The following is a 17,610-nucleotide window of genomic DNA, read 5'->3' on the forward strand; positions in this document are numbered from 1 at the left end:
GCCGTTACAGGCGGGGGTATTTACCATGACACCGCTTCTTCCTATTCACCCTTCGCCGCTTCCCCTTGAGAGTGAAATCGGCTATCTGCTGCGCCTTGGTGCGGCCAACGATTTCCACTCGCTAACCTGGCAGCAGAACTACCGCCGACACATGGGCCTGCCACCAACAAATTTTGATGACTTCGTAGGACTCACTACTGGGCATGGCCCTGATGTTCTCCGGAACCTCTGGGGACCGTCCTGCTCCGACCTGCCAATTCAGTCGTTCAAGAAGCTTGGCATCAAAACTACCTACTGGAGTCTGGATCACCGACGTTGGTGCCCAGACTGCCTTCGAGAACAAAGCTACTGGAAAGCAGAGTGGCTGATCACCCTGCAAGTGGCCTGCCCACATCACCGACGACTACTACAAGAATTGTGCCCAGCTTGCGGTCAACTTGTCGGTTGGTATAGCGGCGGTCTGACGCACTGTCGCTGCGGGCAAGACCTTACGGCGGCAGCACATATCCCAGCTTCAGAGAATTTGCTGCAGATTAGCCAGCGGATATGCGACAAGCTGTCCGAAGCTACCGAGATCAGTGTGCCTCCCAATAAGCTGCTTCCGATCAACCATGGACTAACTCGCTTACTAGCAGCCGTACAATTGCCGCGACAGCTCGACCTCATCTGGGCACTAGGTTGCTATGGCCACTTTGGCGCGCTCAAAAAATCGCTTAAGGTACATGGCCATCATCGAATGGATGTCGCGTTACCGATACTCGAAAGCGCAGCCGAAATGCTGGTGCAGTGGCCTGATGCGTTTCACTCGTTTATGCAACAGGCCTCAGATCAATCACAGGCACACGCGCTACACCTACACCTGTTCGCAGGCCCACATCTCCTAGCCTTAAATCGAGCGCTAAATCACCCCGAACTACACTTTGTGCGGCACGAATTTGAACGCTTTGTTTCGGCTCATTGGAAAGGTGTCATCGCGGCTCGCCATCGGTTTGCCGACGACACTTCGACCGAGCATTCCACCATTCTTGCCAAAGAAGCCATGGCAATGCTTGGCATCTCGCGTAGGAAGCTGGCAACGCTCATTAACGAGGGACACATACGCGGCTGGTATCAGCAGTCAAAGGGGTGTCTGCGCTTCTTTGTCGTCGATCGGGCATCGGTAAGACAGTTCCAGCAAAATTGTGCAGGCAAGCTGTTCACACTTGCAGAAACTGCAGAATACCTAGCGACCACCATTCCGCGTGTCCGGCTTCTCGTCCAGGCAGAGCTCCTCAAGGCTGCTCACCGGCCAAATGGACACAACTTGCGGCGCAATCACTGGGTATTCGAAAAGTCTCAACTCGACATGCTGCTTGGCGGTCTGACGCTTGAAATCCACCCCACGCCAGAGTGCGATAGTGTGATGTCCCTAGAGAAAATCTGCCGAGCAAGAAGCCGGGATGGAGCGGATTTTGTCACCATCCTGCAGGCTATCCAAGCGGGCGAGCTCAAATGTATCGCCCGCGACCCGAGCCATCATGGCATAAGGGGACTATTACTCGACAGGCGGCAGTTTGAGGATTGGTTTACTGAGCGCTTACGGGTCAAAGAATTCTTCACAATGAGACCGGCAGCTCACTATCTTGGACTCAAAGAGCATGTACTGTATTGGTTACGAGATCGTCGGCTATTGTCTGGCTTTACATACCCCAACGAGGCAAGCCACCTGTCGCTTCCCAAGACTGCCCTTGATCAGCTCAAAGCACGCTATGCCTGGGGAAAATCGCTTGAGGAAATGACGGGATACGGAAGAAAGTCAGCTTCACGAGCATTGATTAATCGCGGGATTGTCCCGGTCACAGGGCCGACAGTGGATGGCGGCACCACCTACCTCTTTTTACGGGAAGACATTCAAAGCTTCATGACAAGCCGACATTCGGCGACAGAACACACGACACAGGGAGTAGGGGATGGAAAAAAGTGAAATCGAGAGCCGTTACGCTTGGCAGTTCCGCGATGGCCGGGGCATCGATAACTGTGTTCCACAGGAGTGGCTACCTGTCGTAGAGAATCTGTGCCAAGCCATCGACAAGATCACCCCACAGATGGAAAGGCTTGGCTTTTACTGGCGGGATATCAAGGAGAAAAGAGGGGGTCTTGCAGTTGACTACGTGGCTCCTACAGCTCTGGACGATGCCATCGAGAATCTTGTAGATGCAGCTACCACCGAGGTAGCTCGCATGGCAGAGAGAGGAGCCTCGTCGGTTTAAACACTCTGACCATTCTCCAGGCTGCCGGGCTGAGATGCCATTTCCTGCTCGGCAGCTTCGATCAGTTGGCTTGGGCGTATCTCAAGTGCCTTAGCCAGCTTAAAGATCACATTAACGCTGGCACTGTTCCTGCCAAGTTCCAAAAGCGAAACGTAATTTCGCTCAACGCCAGCCTCAAAGGCCAGCACTTCTTGCGACATCTCCCTGTTTTTGCGTAGTTTTCTCAACGCTCTCCCGAACGCGACTTCCGGTTCCACTTAGCTCTCCTGTAAGAAAGCCAAGCGTCATGTCTAGGCGTGCTAGAGTCTTCACAATATATTGGGCAAAATTGTCATGCTTCGATTTATTCACCGACTGCACTGAGACCAGGACTAGCCATGAGCATCCAAGAAAAACTGCCGGAACACCTTTCAACGCTCTGCCTGAAGGGCAAGACTCTCCAGTTCATCGTGTACCAGGGAACGGCGCTGGAAGATAAAGCCTGGTCCGAAACCCACGTCAGCTCGACCCGCAACGGCTATGGACAAGTTTCAAGCATCCGGAGCCATAGCGTTCTAAAGCGGGAGTGCTGGATCAGATTGGAAAATGGAAAGGAAAAGGTGATCGCCCTACCAGGCAATAGCGCGTTTGCTGTACGGGCTGGCCACACACTCACATTGATCGGTGTCCACAGCCAGCATCTTAAGAAGGACACGGTCTACTACATTGCCCTAGTCAACCATACTACTGAAAAGTGGGTCTCGTTAAACCAGCTTAGTGTGCTGAGAACGCTGTCGGGTGCCCACAGCGCCGTCGCCCAAGGTTTGGCCAATCTGTTCGTCGTGGCAACACTAGGAATTGGTGCAATCGTGCTGATGCTTATCAACAGATCGTTGCACAACAATTACGCTGTTCCGTTCGACCTACATGCGGCAAAAATTGCCAGATGGAGTTTACAACAAGCATAAGTATTGTTTCGCCGATCAATACCAATGTACTTTCAACAGTCTTGAGCTTATGCAATCATAAAACCATACAGGAAGTGCATTTTCAACTGATGGCGGCAACAGCTATGAGCAAAACTGACGAGTACAGAAAATATCTCAAATCTGGTGCATGGCAAGAGAAGCGAGCACATGCCCTCGATCGGACCGATGGGTTTTGTCAGTTTTGTGGAGAGCCTGCTGAGAACGTCCACCACGTTCAATACCCGAAGCAACTGGGTACTGAGCATCCCAATAGTCTTATACCCGTTTGTAAGCGTTGCCATGAGATATCGCATGGTATCCAACAAATGCAAGTTATTACCTCTGCCACGATTTTCTCAGAACTAACTCCAAATAATAGCAAGCTAAATTATATTGTCAGCGGCTCTCGAATTTATGCTTCAGTCCGATCTTGGGAAAGGGCATTGCAGATTCCAAAGTCACTCTCAACGTGGTTTCATAGTGGCCTATCCAGAACTGCAATGCTTAGAAAAAATTTCTCTGGCGGAGCATTGGAGGCAGTTTATCAAGATACGCCAGTTTATAGATGGCATGCTGTCGCTGAATTATTGCGTGCATTTGATCGAAATTGGTATCAGCACGGATATAAGAGCCGACCTAAACCAGAGCAGAGGGAGATTGACCAGTTTCATCAGAATTATGAACATCTTGTTGCATGGGGATATGACCTGCAAGAGCGTGCTCTGAGCAATTTAGTTCTTAATTCTGCCAATCCTGCTGAACCTGTATCTCAAGAGGTTCTGGTTGATGCAATCAATCATGCTATCGCTCCACGGCTACAAGATCATGACAATCATCTAAGAGAGCATGATGTAGTTATTTCAGAAATAAAAGAAGCCATGCCTTCGATGAGGGATGATGGTGAATTTATAACAGTACGACAAGCTATTCTTGAGAAAGGTCTTGACTCAACATCAATGCCTCTTTACCCAAAATCTCGCGACAACCTCTCTGGACTGACCGGCCAATTATTAAAAGAGAAAGCCGTTGAGCAAGGACAGCCTGTGGTTGCACGTATAGATGGCCATTCACTTGAGACCTCCATGAATACTTATAGACGAAGGGATATTTATCAGGTGCTTGAAGTAATTATTAAAAATAGTCAGAGTGGATTTTCGTTCTGAAGAGCATGTAACTAGATTGAGAGTCTTGCTAAATTGCAACTTAGGAATATAAATGTCGGCTGAAAATGAAAATACAGCAAAGCTTGCAGAAATTGCTGCCACGGAACTGTTTACAGAATTTTTTTGGGAAAGATCGGGGCCAACGAATCATGACTGGCCATGCGAGGATCAAGATCGCCATGATGCTAAAACTCACCCTTGTGATGTGGTTTACTACTATGACGAGCCGTACTCGCCGGTCAGAACCTATGTTCACTGTGATTTAAAAAGCTACGCAAAGGGAACCATTCGCCCAGCCTCGGTGAAGTCGGCGATTGAGAGTCTTGCAAAACAAATTGCTTGCGCAGAAAAAAGTGATCATTGGAGAGAATTGCACGGCCATGACCATGTAACCGCTTCAATTTGTGGGTTGCTATTTGTATACAACCACGATGGCGAATATGAGGCCGATTTTCAAAAAAATCTAATTAATATAAATTCGGAAAGCCTGCACCTTCCAAGAGGTGCAAAAATTTTTGTGTTAGGCCCCAAGGAAATTTTCTGGCTTGACAATATTCGTGATGAAATACAGCGAATGCGAGGAAAACGCCCAGCAGAGTTACCGGGGCATGAATATTGCTCATATTATCACCCTCAGTTAATTCGACGCGCCAATCTCCAAGCAAGAACGGCCAAGGCCGCTACTCTTGAAATGCTTACTTCCCCCATTATAATTTTGGAGCATCGAGATCCAAAAGGTAGTGCTAAAAGAGGGGTGGTTGTTTTTTACTCGAGAAAAGGCGAGACTGCAGATGAGTTTATGTATTTAATAGATACATTGAGGAAATATGAGCTATTGGATGACAATACATCTATTACGATAAAAACACTGGGGGCCTCGCCAATATCTTCGCCAACATTTCAACGAGCTCAGCAGCAGTACATTGAAGGCCTAGATGGTAATGCAATGAAAACAGATTTGGCAGGGTATGTAAACTCAATAACTTATTCTCCGATGAATAAAGTAAAAAGCACCTACTCTGCAATTGATTTAGGAACATGGTAATGTCTGACTTTCTTGACCATTTAAGTGCAAACGATAATGATATTTATGATTTGCTGATTTCTGGAAAGCAGAGGTTGACTACCGCAGTACTCCGCGAATTAGCAAGGGATAGAGGAATTTTTTGCTCACCGGAGGATAGCCGTGAAGACTTAGCAGATTATCTTTCTCTCTTGCCGCATGATTATCATGACATTGATGGTATCGTTCAAAAGCGAGAACCTCCCCATCGAAGAGAAAAAACAACCTTCGTGCGGCTAGGATCGCAGTTATCCGTGCAAGAGATGAAAGAGGCTGCAACAGCTTATGCCGAAGCCGTTGGCTTTAATGAGAGTGTTACCCACCGCCCCAAAAGTGGGACGGGCTATTCAGTTAGTGTTGCCTACGAAGAGTTCAATCACACCCGGACTAGACTACTTCAGCGAGAGCGCCATGAAGCTAACATTGAATTTCTTGTTGAGAACGGGCAAACCGTAGTCAGACTTCCCGCGACCGATAAGGCAAAAAGAATTGTTGCTGCCATTAAAGAAACTGTGGAGCAAAAGCGAAAAGAAAAAATCATTGAAGAAATGATTGAGCTCACTGGGCTTACCACTCCAGCACTCCGATCGAAATTCTTTACCCGTCTCATTTCATCCCTGCCAAAATATAAATTAAAAAATGTAATGAACTTGAAAGTATCTTCGCTTCAAGTTGGAGGTGATGGTGAAGAGGAAGGTCTCGATTTAGAGAATGATTTGGAAGATGATGCGTCAAAAGAAATGTTTGCTGCAGTGGTACACAGCATGGCCTTGTCAGGACAAAACCTTGTGCAGTCACAAGAATATAAAGAACTAACCGCAAGGGGGTTTTTCATAACGGCAATTACCTGGCGCTCTGAGTTTGAACACAATCCCAATGATATTTATCAATTTGATGCTGGATTTGAAGATCGAAAATCAGGAACTGGCTTTAGGTATCAAGTACAAGGCGCATTTCGGGCTCATAAAGGGACACACCGAAAATCTATTGTTCATGTAACTGACTCAGAAAAAACAGTTCTTTTTGCTCTTATAGAGGAAACTGCTAGAAAAGTACTGGCAGAACTACTCGATGAAGCCGCCTCTGATGAGAGTAGTAAGGAGTAAAAATGAAGAGATTTCGATGGTTTAACGCTGAATGGCCAACATCGATCCGTACACTAGCTCAAAGAATTAAGTCGCGCTCATTTGACAATGACTCCGGGCATGGATTCTTCATTGATCGAGTCAGAGATGATTTTCTGGAAGCTCGCTATATTGAGAAAATTCAATACACCGACGTTGTTGTTGATCCTTATGGCGAAGAATTGAAATTCGATCGTATAGAATTTCAGCAGACCATGTTTAAGATGCTATCTTCCTCGCCTGGCCTGGAGCTGATTGACCCCCCCAGAAATGTACAAGCACTAATGAATCGCTTATCTGAGGTGGCAGACTTCGGCGTGGCAATAACACCCGCAAGGGCTAACGTTCTTTCTTGGTCAACCTTACTCCAAGAGGGCGAACGCATCATATCGATGATTGACTCCGTACAAATAGGAGCTCTTGAACTTGAGCCCAGGATTATCGCTAAAATTACTATTAAAGGAGATCATCAGGACGTGCGCACTGCATGTGCAGAATTTGTTCAAGACAAGAAGCATTTAGTAGAGAAAATTCAACTCAGACTTGCAAGTCCTTATCGCGGCACTGTAATTTTATCCTCAAATGGTTCGGCAACGATAAACTCTGATAACGTGACGGAAGATATAATACCTGCGCTCCGCCACGCATTAGCAAACTCCTACATTTAGTGATAAATTTATTACGCCGCGGTGAGGGTATGAAATATATATTTATTACAGTAATTGCCATCTCTATGCTATGGGAGTGGGGCATGCATAGTGAAGGAATGTTTTTGTGGATATACCGGATTGGATTAGGGGGAGTGATGTGGGGGAGTGTCACCCTTATCGCCTTTGATTTTTACGCTGCGGTGATGAAGAAAAATTCATCTTTTATGCAAGAGTTTTATGAAACCATAAAAAAAGACTTATTTGTTTGCCTTATTGTTGGGTTGAGTTTTGTTGCATTTTTCTCAATGCTTCCAATTAAGTATAATTTCACAAACTTTGATGTAGCTGGATTAGGGGTCTCATTTTTTGTTTATGGTTTTTTTGCGCTGATCGAATGTGGAAAACTTAAAGTTGCTGGGCATTTTTTGCCAAAAAGAATTATTCTGGCCATGTTGGCTTTAATTCTATTTTCTTACATTGGGTCTTTTTACATCTTGGGGCAGGTTGTATTAAATAAATTCTCTCCAATGCAATCGTTGTGGTATCAAATAAGCATTCTCTGCTCTGCAATTTTTATTTTTACCGAATCTAATCGGATGCGTTTTTTTTTGGAAAAGGAACGTGTCGAGGTGTCGCCTGTCCTGCTAGAACTGTTCGCCAGTTTCAAAAAGACAAATGGCCTCTATCAACAAGCAGCTTTGGCATCAGAACAATGGAACGCTCATGTGAAGAAGCTAAAAATAGAAGCTCGCACCAAGAAAAAAAATGAACAACGAAAACGCAAGCGATAGTAAATTAATGTAAATTACCCTCACTTTACTTATGATTCGTGAGCTGCACTCTCCGGCAACTACGTGTTACTTGGTAAAAACTATTTGTCCCTGCACGGGGCTTCCAACAACAAACAGCATGCTGCACTGCTCTCCTTCCGCTTATGAAAATTGACTACGTCGAACTGAAACAATACCGAAACTTCGCTGACGCCCACATCAACTTAGCAAAAAACAGCTTAGTAATCGGAAGCAACGACGTCGGCAAGACCAATATGATCCATGCGTTACGGCTCTTGCTGGACAAGAGCCTGTCGGACGCGGATATCGAACCGTCAACACGTGATTTCCATTGTGCGCAGGACGGTACGCAGGCCGATTACTTCTTAATCCGGATCGCGTTCTCCGAAGTGACTCAGGATGCGGTGCGTTCCCTGCTTAAGGGACTCGTCAGCTCCACCGATCACTTCTTCCTTGAGTTCCGCGGCTCCCGCGCTGACCACAGCTACACGATTGCTGCTGGTCATGACCTGGCTGCGATGGAAGTGATTCCTAGCCGCTTCTATCTGAAGTACCTGCATCTGAAATACATTCATTCCCAACGCGATCTGGTGCGATACATCCGCTCGGAGAAGAAGCACTTGCTGCGTCTTGCGCAGGAGTCGCGTACCCAGCCCCAGGCGGATGCCGACGCCAAGCAATTGCAGGCACTTGGTCTACTGCTGGACTCGGTAAATACAGGGGTAAAGAACCTGCACTACGTCGTCGGAGCAACCAGCGACCTCAACAACGAACTGCAGGAACTCTCACACCATCACGCTGGGTACACCGTGTCGCTAGACACTGGTGCGATCGATGTCCAGCAGTTCATCGAACAGCTGGAGCTGGGGGCAAGCACCAACGGCTCGCGCGTGATGCTCGGGGGAGACGGCCGCAATAACCAGATCCTGCTGGCCTTATGGAAGGCCAGGAGCGTGCGTGAGCACGACCAGGACAGCGAAGTGGTGATCTATTGCGTCGAAGAGCCCGAGGCCCACCTTCATCCCCACCAGCAGCGCAAGCTCGCGAGTTACCTCATCAGTGCTCTGCCCGGTCAGACCATCGTCACCTCGCATTCCCCGCAGATCGCTGCCAGCTACCGGCCAAACTCGATCGTGCGCCTGCTGCGCGATAATGGAGCATCCCGCGCTGCAAGCTTGGGGTGCTCCGATTGCATCGACACAGCATGGACAGGGCTAGGCTATCGGATGAGCATCCTTCCTGCGGAAGCATTCTTCGCCTCAGCGGTCATGCTGGTCGAGGGGCCGTCGGAAATGTTGTTCTACGCTGCGCTCGCCCGCGCGCACAACATCGATCTAGACCAGCACAACGTATCTATGCTGTCGGTCGATGGCGTCTCGTTCGAGGTGTACAAACGCGTGTTGAACGCGTTGGAAATTCCATGGTCGATGCGGACCGACAACGACATCTCCGACATCCTGTTAGGTCCCCGAGGCAAGCAAGTGGCATGGCGCCAGTTGGCCGGTATTAACCGAGCCCTGTCGCTGGCGGGTCAGCCTCTCATGCCACACCAACCGGTGCCATACGAACAGGCCACCTCGCTGGCTGATGGCACATGGAAAACCGTAAGTGACGCCGTCGCGCCCCGAGGTATCTTTCTCTCACAGATCGATCTCGAGAACGACATTGCCGCCGAGCTCCCGGCACTGCTGACAGGATTCAACGGTCATGCATTGCCTCAAGCTATCGATTATCTACAAGGTAAGAAGGCTATCCGCATGCAGGAGTTCATTGAGCATTGCGGCAAGCGGCTCATTGCCCCGCTCAATGGACATCTGTTAAAGCCGCTTTTCTATTGTATGAACGCTGCGGCGAAAGCGTAGCCATGGCCAACTTCACGCCCAATCCCCAGCAGGACCAAGCTATTCAATGCCTGAGCGACATGGTGATCGTCGCCCGTCCCGGCAGTGGAAAAACCAGCGTCCTATCACGCAAAATCCGGAACCTGGTATCGGAGCTGCGTCCTTACCAGGGCATAATCGCCATTTCCTTCACGAACAAAGCGAGCGATGAGCTGGCTCACCGCTGCAAAGCCGACGCTTTCGACGTCAAGCATTCATTCTTCGACACGATCGACGAATTTTGCCTTCGCGAGATAGTTTTTCCATTCGTGCGGCAGTTGATGCCAGTGGGGGCTGAAGCCAAGACGGCCAAGCTAAGAGAGCTGCCAGCCCCTGTGAGGCTCTTGCTGCCGGCAACGCCAATTCAGGACGCAACCGTTGCCAGCACGGACGAGTTCCTGCCGTTTTTGCAAGGTGCGCTGGCCCAGGGTTTTGTCCCTCTAGAAGCTCTGGGTATGCTCTCCCGCCATGTGGTCGACCAATCCCTTGCCTGCCAAAAATACCTCATGGCACGGTATCGTGCCGTGTTTATCGACGAGTACCAGGACAGCGGGTACTTCCAGCACGAGCTTTTTCTGAAGCTCAAGGCTCTGGGTTTGACCGCTGTCGCGGTTGGCGACGGTGACCAGTCCATTTATGCTTTCGCGCACAAGGATCCCCGCTACTTGCTGGAGCTTGCTGCGCCGAACAGCGGCTTTACATGCTTTGCCATCACCACCAATTTCCGCAGTCACCCTTCCATCAACGACTTTGCGCTGCGCCTACTCGATCCGAACCACCCGGTCGCGCCGACGCACGATATGCGGGTGTTCATAAAGACAGTCGATGGCAACCAGCTCGCAGTAGGTACCTGGCTGAAGACTGCGATTCCTCATCTCATGGCGCATTACCAAGTGGTCTCAGCAAATAAGGTCGCCATTTTGTGTCGGCATCAGCATTCTGCACGGTTGATTGCAGACCACCTTGGGCTTACTCACCATCTTTTTGAGGAAAGCCCCTTCGAAACAGTGCCATTGGTCGAATCTAGTCTTTTCTCGGATCTGCTTAGGTTGCGCTACAACACGCAGTTGACAGCGGAACCGTTGGTTGAGAAGGCCCGAGCACTTAAGCTAAGCCCACTTGAATTGCGCGCGCTTCGCCGGGCCCTTTTGCGCTGCCGTACTTGCACGGATGACGAACTGTTCGCGTCCATGATCGACGCGGCCACACTCCTGCTAGGCCAGGCACCATCGGAGGTCGGTGCGATGGAGCTCAAGAATGTATGTAGGGATGCCGCCAAGCTACGTTGGTTTCACAGTCCCAGCCAAGATGCCATTCAAATCATGACGCTGCACAAGGCCAAAGGGTTGGAGTTTGACCTCGTTTTTCATGCCGATCTTTACGATCACGTCATCCCGACGCGCCGTTATCCCCCGGGAACGTTTGGCCAGGTCATTTTCGAGAATGAAAAGCAATGCCTTAACCTGCACTATGTGGGGATAACCCGGGCGGTGAAGGCTTGCGTATTGATAACGTCGACCTTTCGCATCAACGGGAAAGGGGAACAAAAGGACGGTTCGCCTTCGCAGTTCATCGGCAGGAATGGGACGGCCGCTACGCCTATTTCCTGGTAGTGCCAGAGATGGGGGGACGCAAACCGCGAGTAGACAGGGCGGCGCTCTCCGACCGGACATGCTACGAAGCAGTCGCAAGCCATAAGCAGCCCAGACTGCGCTTTTGATCGAGTGGCCTGCTCCAGACTCGGTGGATACTGCATTGCGGCGCTACATGAGCGCTACCTTCAATGATCCCCGCTGACAAGCCAAGGCACATGATCGACTCGATGCGGGGGCATATGTGGCAACTAACCTGGGCCGAGCTTTGGTTTTCCGCGATGTGATTGAGTAATCGCGTGGTTCGCGATGGCCTGCCCGCCCATCGATGCATATGACGATATAATGCAAGCTAGAGAGACCGAGTAGGCGGGGGAATGATGAAGAAATTCGATCTGAACATTGACCGGATGCTTGAGAATTGGGACACGTTTCATGCCATACGCGAAATCATCGCCAACGCTCTCGACGAACAGATACTGACTGGCACTCGGGAAATCGCCATCACCCGTGATAGCGATGGCCTTTGGCGTATCAGGGATTTCGGACGCGGCCTCCGGCATGAGCACTTCACGATGAATGAGAACCAGGAAAAGCTTGAACATCCGGGTCTCATCGGAAAGTTCGGCGTGGGTTTGAAAGATGCTCTGGCTACATTCGACCGTTTAGGCATTGAGGCTAGCATCCAGTCTAAATTCTGCGATGTCTCCTTTGGCCGCTCCGAGAAGCACGACTTCTCCGATGTCATTACTCTGCACGCCTGCATTTCAGATCCTTCCGACCCTACATTCGTTGGAACCGAGTTCATTTTGAAAGGATGTTCTGCCGAGGACATCGAGAGGGCAAAACGGCTGTTCCTGCAATTCTCGGGCGAGGAAACACTTGAAAGAACCCAATACGGAGAAGTCCTCAGAAAAGGGGGCGATTTATCCTACATCTACATTAACGGCATCCGCGTCGCGGAAGAAGAGAACTTCCTGTTCTCCTACAACATCACATCGCTGACAGCTGCCATTAAGAAGGCCCTCAATCGCGAAAGGACTAATGTTGGCAGGTCAGCCTACTCCGACCGAGTGAAGTCCATCTTGCTCGCATCATCTTCAGAAAGCATCGCCAAGGCGCTCGTCGACGATTTAGGCAACTTTGGGAGAGGAACTCTTCATGACGAGATGAAGTGGACGGATGTCTCCGTACATGCATCAAAGATCACCAACGCGACGGGGAACGTCCTTTTCCTGACTGATGAGGAGATCATGAGTTCTCCTCGCTTCGTCGAGGAGGCCCAGGCGAGTGGCCGGCAAATCATTACAATTCCCAGCACTGTCAAAGATAAGCTGTTGGGACAGGTTGATGGGGAGGGCAACGCGATTCAGGACTTGGGCAACTTCGTTTCAGAATGGAACCGCTCTTTCGAGTTCAAGTTCGTCCCGCCTGAAAATCTCACTTCATCGGAAAGGTCTGTATTCGACATGACAGGCAGGATCGCCGGCCTCGTCGGAGGGCTCCCGTCGAGGGTTCAAGCGATCAAAATTTCCGAGACGATGCGCCCAGAGGCAGGAAGCTTTACGGAGGCTAGCGGGTTTTGGACAGGAGCGGAAATCATTATCAAGCGGAGTGAACTCGCCTCGATCGAGGGTTACGCCTCTGTACTGCTCCACGAGATTGCCCATGCTCGAAGCGGGGAAACGGACATCACTCTGGGCTTCGAACAAGAATTAACGAAGCTTCTCGGGATGGTTGCCTTCAAAGTCCTGCGGGAAGCGGCCATCGAGGGCCGCGTATCTCAAGAGTCAGCGAAGGTTCAAGCACCAGAGATATCCACTGCCTGGCAGCAACTACAAGTGGCGAGCGGCAATTCAGCTCCCGCGAAGAAAACGGGCTTCTGGGCGCGACTGTTTGGCAAAGACTAACCCTGTAAAAACAGGAAATGCCCCTGATGCAAGCCTTTGATTTCCCTGGCTTTGCGACTTTTTTTTCACAAAGAGCGCAAATTCTGTAGGAATTTTTCACGTAGTCTGCAAGTGGGTAGGCTCCCCGCATGTGCACGTAAGTGAAAAATCCCTTACAAATCAATGGTCGCGTTTTTCATGATCTCTGCAAACCTACATCAATAATCAATGGCCTTGTCGCAAGACAAGGCCATTTTTTTGCCTGACTTCATAATATATTCAGCAATAACAATTGAGCTGCGTATATCAGATACCATAAAATGCCAAGTGCATTGACATGAAATTACATGGCAGTTGCCAGATGAATCCTGATTACCAAAACAGGGCTGCCACGCAATTTACGTAATGCAAACAATTCAACCCAGTACCCTTTGCGAAAGTGAAGTATGCGTTCCCTGCACTTTACCTTGTCTATTTGCGCTGCAGCCCTGCTGTCTGCTCCCGTATTTGCGGCTCGCAGTTCCACCGTCCCAAGCGATATTCTGGCAGCCAATAATCAATACACGCTCTATCTGCAAAACACCAAAGTTGACTATGCCGAAACCGGTGGCAGCCATGGTGCGGCCCCGGGATTGGCAGATACTGAAAACGGCAATATCGGAGGTTTTGGCCTGAGCGCCAGCTCGATGTCTGACTGGGCGCTGGGCAATGACTATCTTCAGTTTGACTTCAACTACAGCACTGGCCATACCGGGTATATTGGCTCCCTCCAGCACAGTAATGCCGGCTATGGCTCGCTCGTCTCCAGCAGCACTGCCGACATCTACAACTACAGCTTCCGCTATGGCAAAGGTATCAGTGTGCTCAAGCAATCGATGCTGACACCCTATGTCGAAATCGGACACCACCGCTGGGAACGTGGCCTGTCGGCAACTCAGGAAGAAACCTACAGCCACAATTACGCCGGCTTCGGTCTCTTGCTGCAGACTGCACCGGTCAGCAAGCTGGTGCTGGATGCCGATCTGTTCTATGGCCGCACCTTCCAGTCCAAGATGAGTACCAATCAGTACACCCTGACGGAAGCGACTCTGGGCAACTCGTCCTTCAAGCGCTACGGGGTCGGTGCCGACTATGCCTTCAGTCAGCGCTTCCATGGCAAAATCAGCTACAGCCACGAAAGCTATTCCTATGGCATCAGTGGTGTAAACAGCTATGGCTACTACGAACCGAACAGCACCACCAAGAACAGCATCTATCGCGTAGGCATCGGCTACGCATTCTAAGCCGTAAAAAAAACCGCAAGGACTGCCTCCTTGCGGTTTTTCTTGTCACCCACCTCTACGCTATCAAACCCGTACTATTCTGCCGGCAACAGCGTTCCGTTTGCCAGCAAAACAGCAAAATCCTCCGGCGGCATCGGTTTGGCCAGCAGATAACCCTGGATCAGGTCACAACCTTCCTGTTTGAGGAAGCGCCATTGGTCAATGGTTTCCACCCCTTCGGCCACTACCTGCATATTCAGGTTCTTCGCCATGTTGATGATGGCACGGGCAATGGCCGAGTCGTCCAGATCATTCGGGATGTCGCGCACGAAAGAGCGGTCAATCTTCAGCTTGTCTGCCTTGAAGCGCTTGAGGTAGGAAAGACTGGAATAACCGGTACCAAAGTCATCAATCGACAGCTGCAGCCCCATACCCTTGATGGTATCAATGGCCTGCAGCGTGCTGGTGACATCTTCCATGATCACGCTTTCGGTCACTTCCACATCCAGCATGTCCGCAGACAGGCCATGGCTGCTGAGGGCCTTTTCCAGTACCTCGGCCAGGTCCTGCTGACGGAACTGCAAGGCAGACAGATTGATGGCCAATGACATTTTGGGCAGACCCTGGCTATGCCACAAAGCCAATTGACGGCAAGCTTCACGGATCACCCAGTTGCCGATCTGCACGATGAAACCGCGCTCCTCGGCCACTTCGATAAAGCGCGCCGGTCCCAGAATGCCCAGTGAGGGGTGATTCCAGCGGATCAAGGCCTCGGCACCGGTAATGCGTCCATCAGCCATGGCCACCTGTGGCTGGTAATGCAGGATGAATTCATTGCGTTCCAGCGCAAAGCGCAGCTGGCTTTCAATCGCCAGAATCTCGCGCGCGCGGGCGTTGAGGTCGGCAGTGTAGAACTTGTAGCTGTTACGGCCGGACGACTTGGCGTGATACATCGCCGCATCGGCATTACGCACCAGGGTTTCAAAGTCGCGGCCATCATCCGGATACACACTGATACCGATGGATGGCGTGATAGTAATGGTGTGGTTGTGCAACTCGATCGAGGCACCAAACGATTCACGAATGCGTTCGGCAGCCAGCGCGGCTTCGCTGGGGTCGGAAATGGCCGGCAGCAGGATGATGAATTCGTCACCACCCTGACGTGCCACCGTCTCGCCCGCCGCCAGGGAGGACTTGATGCGGTCGGCAGCCACTTGCAACAGGATGTCGCCGGCGGAATGGCCCAGCGACTCATTCACTGTCTTGAAGCGGTCCAGGTCCAGCAGCAGCAAGGCCATCTGCTCGTTATCGCGGCAAGCATTATGAATGGCCAGCTCCACACGGTCGTGCATGTGGGCGCGGTTGGGCAGGCTGGTGAGCACGTCAAAGTGCGCCAGGAACTGGATGCGCTCATCCGCCGCCTTGCGTTCAGTCAGATCGCTGAAAATGGCCACATAGTGCGTGATTTCCGACAAGGGATTACGCACCGCATTGATGGCCAGCCATTCCGGATAGATTTCGCCGTTCTTGCGGCGGTTCCAGATTTCCCCCTGCCAGGAGCCCTGATTGTCGATTGCCTGCCACATACCTGCATAGAACACCTCATCATGCCGCCCGGATGACAGGATGCTGGTTTTCTGTCCCAGTACTTCCTGCTGGGAGTAACCGGTAATTTCGGTAAAGGCCTTGTTGACGCTGCGAATGCGCTTTTCGCTGTCGGTAATCATGATGCCTTCCACGGTGTTCTCGAACACCTTGGCCGCCAGTTGCACCCGCTCTTCTGCCGCGCGCTTTTCAGAAATGTCGCGCACCATGCGCCATACCGCGTTGATACGGCCAAAGGCATCACGCATGGCCACGGTCTTGACGCTGACCGGCACATGATTGCCAAAGCGGTTCATGTATACCGCTTCGAACTCGTCGCAATAACCGAACCGCAGTACCTTGTTGTCCAGATTGAAGCGCTCCAGCGCCTCGCTCTCCTGCCCCACCAGCGACCAGAAGTTCTGCTGCTTGAGCTGGTCCAGGTTGTAGCACATCAGATTGAGGAAGGCCGGATTGGCATCCATCACCTGACCATCCAGCGAACTGATGACGATACCGTCCAGGTTGGACCAGAACAATTCGCGATATTTGTTTTCCGAACGGCGCAGCGCATCTTCCACTTCGCGGCGGCGGGCAATGTCCGCCTCCAGTGCCAGGGTCTTGGCGCGCAATTCGTCAATCAGACGCTTGAGTTCGGAGCGGGTCCATTCCAGATGCTTGCCCAGCTTGCCGATCTCATCACGCCTTGCCCAGTAGAAAGGCGACTCCAACTTCAGTTCTGCCAGTTGGGTAGCCTGTTCGGTAAGGCTATGCATCGGTCGCAGAAAGCGCGAATGCAGAATGCTCATAATCAGCAAGATGGACAGCACCAGCTGGGCTACCAGAATCAGCAGGATGTTCTTCACCTGATTGTGCAGGGCATTGGCCAGATGTTCGGTGTCGAACTCCAGCGTCACCTGGCCGATTTCCTCACCCCGGTAAATCACCGGCTTCTGCACGAAGGACACGCCGCCCACACGACGTTCGCTACGTAGTGCGGACAGGAAAACCTGGTTGGACTGGGTATCGGTCACCCGGATGGAAACCACCCGCGCGTCTTCCATCACAGAAGAAATCAGCGGGCTGCCAGCTTGACGACTCAGGTTCCACAACGGTTCCTGCATCCCCAGCGCCACGATGTCCAGCAGGCGCTTCTCGTCGGTCTCCAGCTGGGCCGTCAGATTGTCCCGCTGAATATTGATACTCAGATAGCTGATGATGGAGGCGGGAATGAGCAAGCCGAGTACCACCGCGATCATGAAGACCGCGCGGAGCGAGAGGCTTGAGGTCACTGGGTTCTTTTCTTCTTGGGATGCCATCGGTATTGGAGGTCAAAATGCGTTAATGGCGCGGAATATTCCGCTATCAAAATTCGGTGCTTCAATTATTGTGCAATGCGGGCAGTGAGGACTGTCC

At 51.0% G+C, this 17,610-nt stretch carries 15 protein-coding genes; 13 read left to right on the forward strand and 2 right to left on the reverse strand.

The window, feature by feature from the left end:
• The first annotated feature begins 25 nt into the window (after positions 1-25).
• Together GSR16_RS15860 and GSR16_RS15865 are read left to right on the forward strand one after the other, a co-directional pair.
• Complete coding sequence (locus GSR16_RS15860; RefSeq protein WP_159879072.1) at positions 26-1,963, forward strand: TniQ family protein; 1,938 nt, start codon at positions 26-28, stop codon at positions 1,961-1,963.
• Positions 1,950-2,249, forward strand: a complete 300-nt coding sequence (locus tag GSR16_RS15865; protein ID WP_159879074.1) for a hypothetical protein — start codon at positions 1,950-1,952, stop codon at positions 2,247-2,249. Before GSR16_RS15860 ends, GSR16_RS15865 begins: the two co-directional genes overlap by 14 nt.
• Here GSR16_RS15865 and GSR16_RS15870 read toward each other — a convergent pair.
• The gene (locus tag GSR16_RS15870) at positions 2,246-2,506 is read right to left on the reverse strand and encodes a helix-turn-helix domain-containing protein (RefSeq protein WP_159879076.1); all 261 of its coding nucleotides are present in this window, start codon (positions 2,504-2,506) and stop codon (positions 2,246-2,248) included. The genes GSR16_RS15865 and GSR16_RS15870 overlap by 4 nt on opposite strands.
• Positions 2,507-2,626: 120 nt before the next feature.
• Here GSR16_RS15870 and GSR16_RS15875 point away from each other — a divergent pair, with 120 nt between their 5' ends.
• From GSR16_RS15875 to GSR16_RS15920, 10 genes are all read left to right on the forward strand, one after another.
• Positions 2,627-3,196, forward strand: coding sequence for a hypothetical protein (locus GSR16_RS15875; protein WP_159879078.1), 570 nt, complete (start codon positions 2,627-2,629; stop codon positions 3,194-3,196).
• Complete coding sequence (locus GSR16_RS15880) at positions 3,175-4,359, forward strand: HNH endonuclease (RefSeq protein ID WP_159879080.1); 1,185 nt, start codon at positions 3,175-3,177, stop codon at positions 4,357-4,359. The genes GSR16_RS15875 and GSR16_RS15880 overlap by 22 nt, the downstream gene beginning before the upstream one ends.
• 52 nt (positions 4,360-4,411) lie before the next feature.
• Complete coding sequence (locus GSR16_RS15885; protein WP_159879082.1) at positions 4,412-5,404, forward strand: PD-(D/E)XK nuclease domain-containing protein; 993 nt, start codon at positions 4,412-4,414, stop codon at positions 5,402-5,404.
• Entirely contained in the window at positions 5,404-6,528 is a 1,125-nt protein-coding gene (locus tag GSR16_RS15890) for a hypothetical protein (RefSeq protein WP_159879084.1), read from the forward strand. Before GSR16_RS15885 ends, GSR16_RS15890 begins: the two co-directional genes overlap by 1 nt.
• 2 nt (positions 6,529-6,530) lie before the next feature.
• Entirely contained in the window at positions 6,531-7,214 is a 684-nt protein-coding gene (locus GSR16_RS15895) for a hypothetical protein (RefSeq protein ID WP_159879086.1), read from the forward strand.
• A 29-nt stretch (positions 7,215-7,243) separates the two neighbouring features.
• Complete coding sequence (locus tag GSR16_RS15900) at positions 7,244-7,987, forward strand: hypothetical protein (protein WP_159879088.1); 744 nt, start codon at positions 7,244-7,246, stop codon at positions 7,985-7,987.
• Positions 7,988-8,130: 143 nt separating this feature from the next.
• Positions 8,131-9,849: an ATP-dependent nuclease gene (locus GSR16_RS15905; protein ID WP_159879090.1), complete on the forward strand. Its 1,719-nt coding sequence runs from the start codon at positions 8,131-8,133 to the stop codon at positions 9,847-9,849.
• A 2-nt stretch (positions 9,850-9,851) separates the two neighbouring features.
• A complete protein-coding gene (locus GSR16_RS15910; protein ID WP_159879092.1) occupies positions 9,852-11,480 on the forward strand; it encodes a UvrD-helicase domain-containing protein in 1,629 nt (542 codons plus the stop codon).
• 356 nt (positions 11,481-11,836) lie between these two features.
• On the forward strand, positions 11,837-13,369 hold the full coding sequence (locus tag GSR16_RS15915) for an ATP-binding protein (protein WP_205677448.1): 1,533 nt from the start codon (positions 11,837-11,839) through the stop codon (positions 13,367-13,369).
• 425 nt (positions 13,370-13,794) lie between these two features.
• Complete coding sequence (locus GSR16_RS15920) at positions 13,795-14,631, forward strand: hypothetical protein (RefSeq protein ID WP_159879094.1); 837 nt, start codon at positions 13,795-13,797, stop codon at positions 14,629-14,631.
• A gap of 74 nt (positions 14,632-14,705) precedes the next feature.
• Here GSR16_RS15920 and GSR16_RS15925 read toward each other — a convergent pair whose 3' ends face one another.
• Positions 14,706-17,432 carry a bifunctional diguanylate cyclase/phosphodiesterase gene (locus tag GSR16_RS15925; protein WP_240902515.1) on the reverse strand — a complete coding sequence of 909 codons (2,727 nt, stop codon included), beginning with the start codon at positions 17,430-17,432 and terminating at the stop codon, positions 14,706-14,708.
• Here GSR16_RS15925 and GSR16_RS21225 point away from each other — a divergent pair.
• On the forward strand, positions 17,425-17,601 hold the full coding sequence (locus GSR16_RS21225) for a hypothetical protein (protein WP_240902516.1): 177 nt from the start codon (positions 17,425-17,427) through the stop codon (positions 17,599-17,601). The two genes, GSR16_RS15925 and GSR16_RS21225, sit on opposite strands and share 8 nt — an antisense overlap.
• The last annotated feature ends 9 nt before the right edge of the window (positions 17,602-17,610 follow it).

The sequence above is a fragment of the Aquitalea denitrificans genome (assembly GCF_009856625.1).
In the GTDB taxonomy this organism is placed as follows: domain Bacteria; phylum Pseudomonadota; class Gammaproteobacteria; order Burkholderiales; family Chromobacteriaceae; genus Aquitalea; species Aquitalea denitrificans.

Coding starts and splice junctions, on each gene's coding strand:
- GSR16_RS15865 (WP_159879074.1), top strand. CDS start 1,950: ATGGAAAAAAGTGAAATCGAGAGCCGTTACGCTTGGCAGTTCCGCGAT.
- GSR16_RS15900 (WP_159879088.1), top strand. CDS start 7,244: ATGAAATATATATTTATTACAGTAATTGCCATCTCTATGCTATGGGAG.
- GSR16_RS15895 (WP_159879086.1), top strand. CDS start 6,531: ATGAAGAGATTTCGATGGTTTAACGCTGAATGGCCAACATCGATCCGT.
- GSR16_RS15875 (WP_159879078.1), top strand. CDS start 2,627: ATGAGCATCCAAGAAAAACTGCCGGAACACCTTTCAACGCTCTGCCTG.
- GSR16_RS15890 (WP_159879084.1), top strand. CDS start 5,404: ATGTCTGACTTTCTTGACCATTTAAGTGCAAACGATAATGATATTTAT.
- GSR16_RS15905 (WP_159879090.1), top strand. CDS start 8,131: ATGAAAATTGACTACGTCGAACTGAAACAATACCGAAACTTCGCTGAC.
- GSR16_RS15880 (WP_159879080.1), top strand. CDS start 3,175: ATGGAGTTTACAACAAGCATAAGTATTGTTTCGCCGATCAATACCAAT.
- GSR16_RS15915 (WP_205677448.1), top strand. CDS start 11,837: ATGATGAAGAAATTCGATCTGAACATTGACCGGATGCTTGAGAATTGG.
- GSR16_RS15920 (WP_159879094.1), top strand. CDS start 13,795: ATGCGTTCCCTGCACTTTACCTTGTCTATTTGCGCTGCAGCCCTGCTG.
- GSR16_RS15885 (WP_159879082.1), top strand. CDS start 4,412: ATGTCGGCTGAAAATGAAAATACAGCAAAGCTTGCAGAAATTGCTGCC.
- GSR16_RS15910 (WP_159879092.1), top strand. CDS start 9,852: ATGGCCAACTTCACGCCCAATCCCCAGCAGGACCAAGCTATTCAATGC.
- GSR16_RS21225 (WP_240902516.1), top strand. CDS start 17,425: ATGAGCAAGCCGAGTACCACCGCGATCATGAAGACCGCGCGGAGCGAG.
- GSR16_RS15860 (WP_159879072.1), top strand. CDS start 26: ATGACACCGCTTCTTCCTATTCACCCTTCGCCGCTTCCCCTTGAGAGT.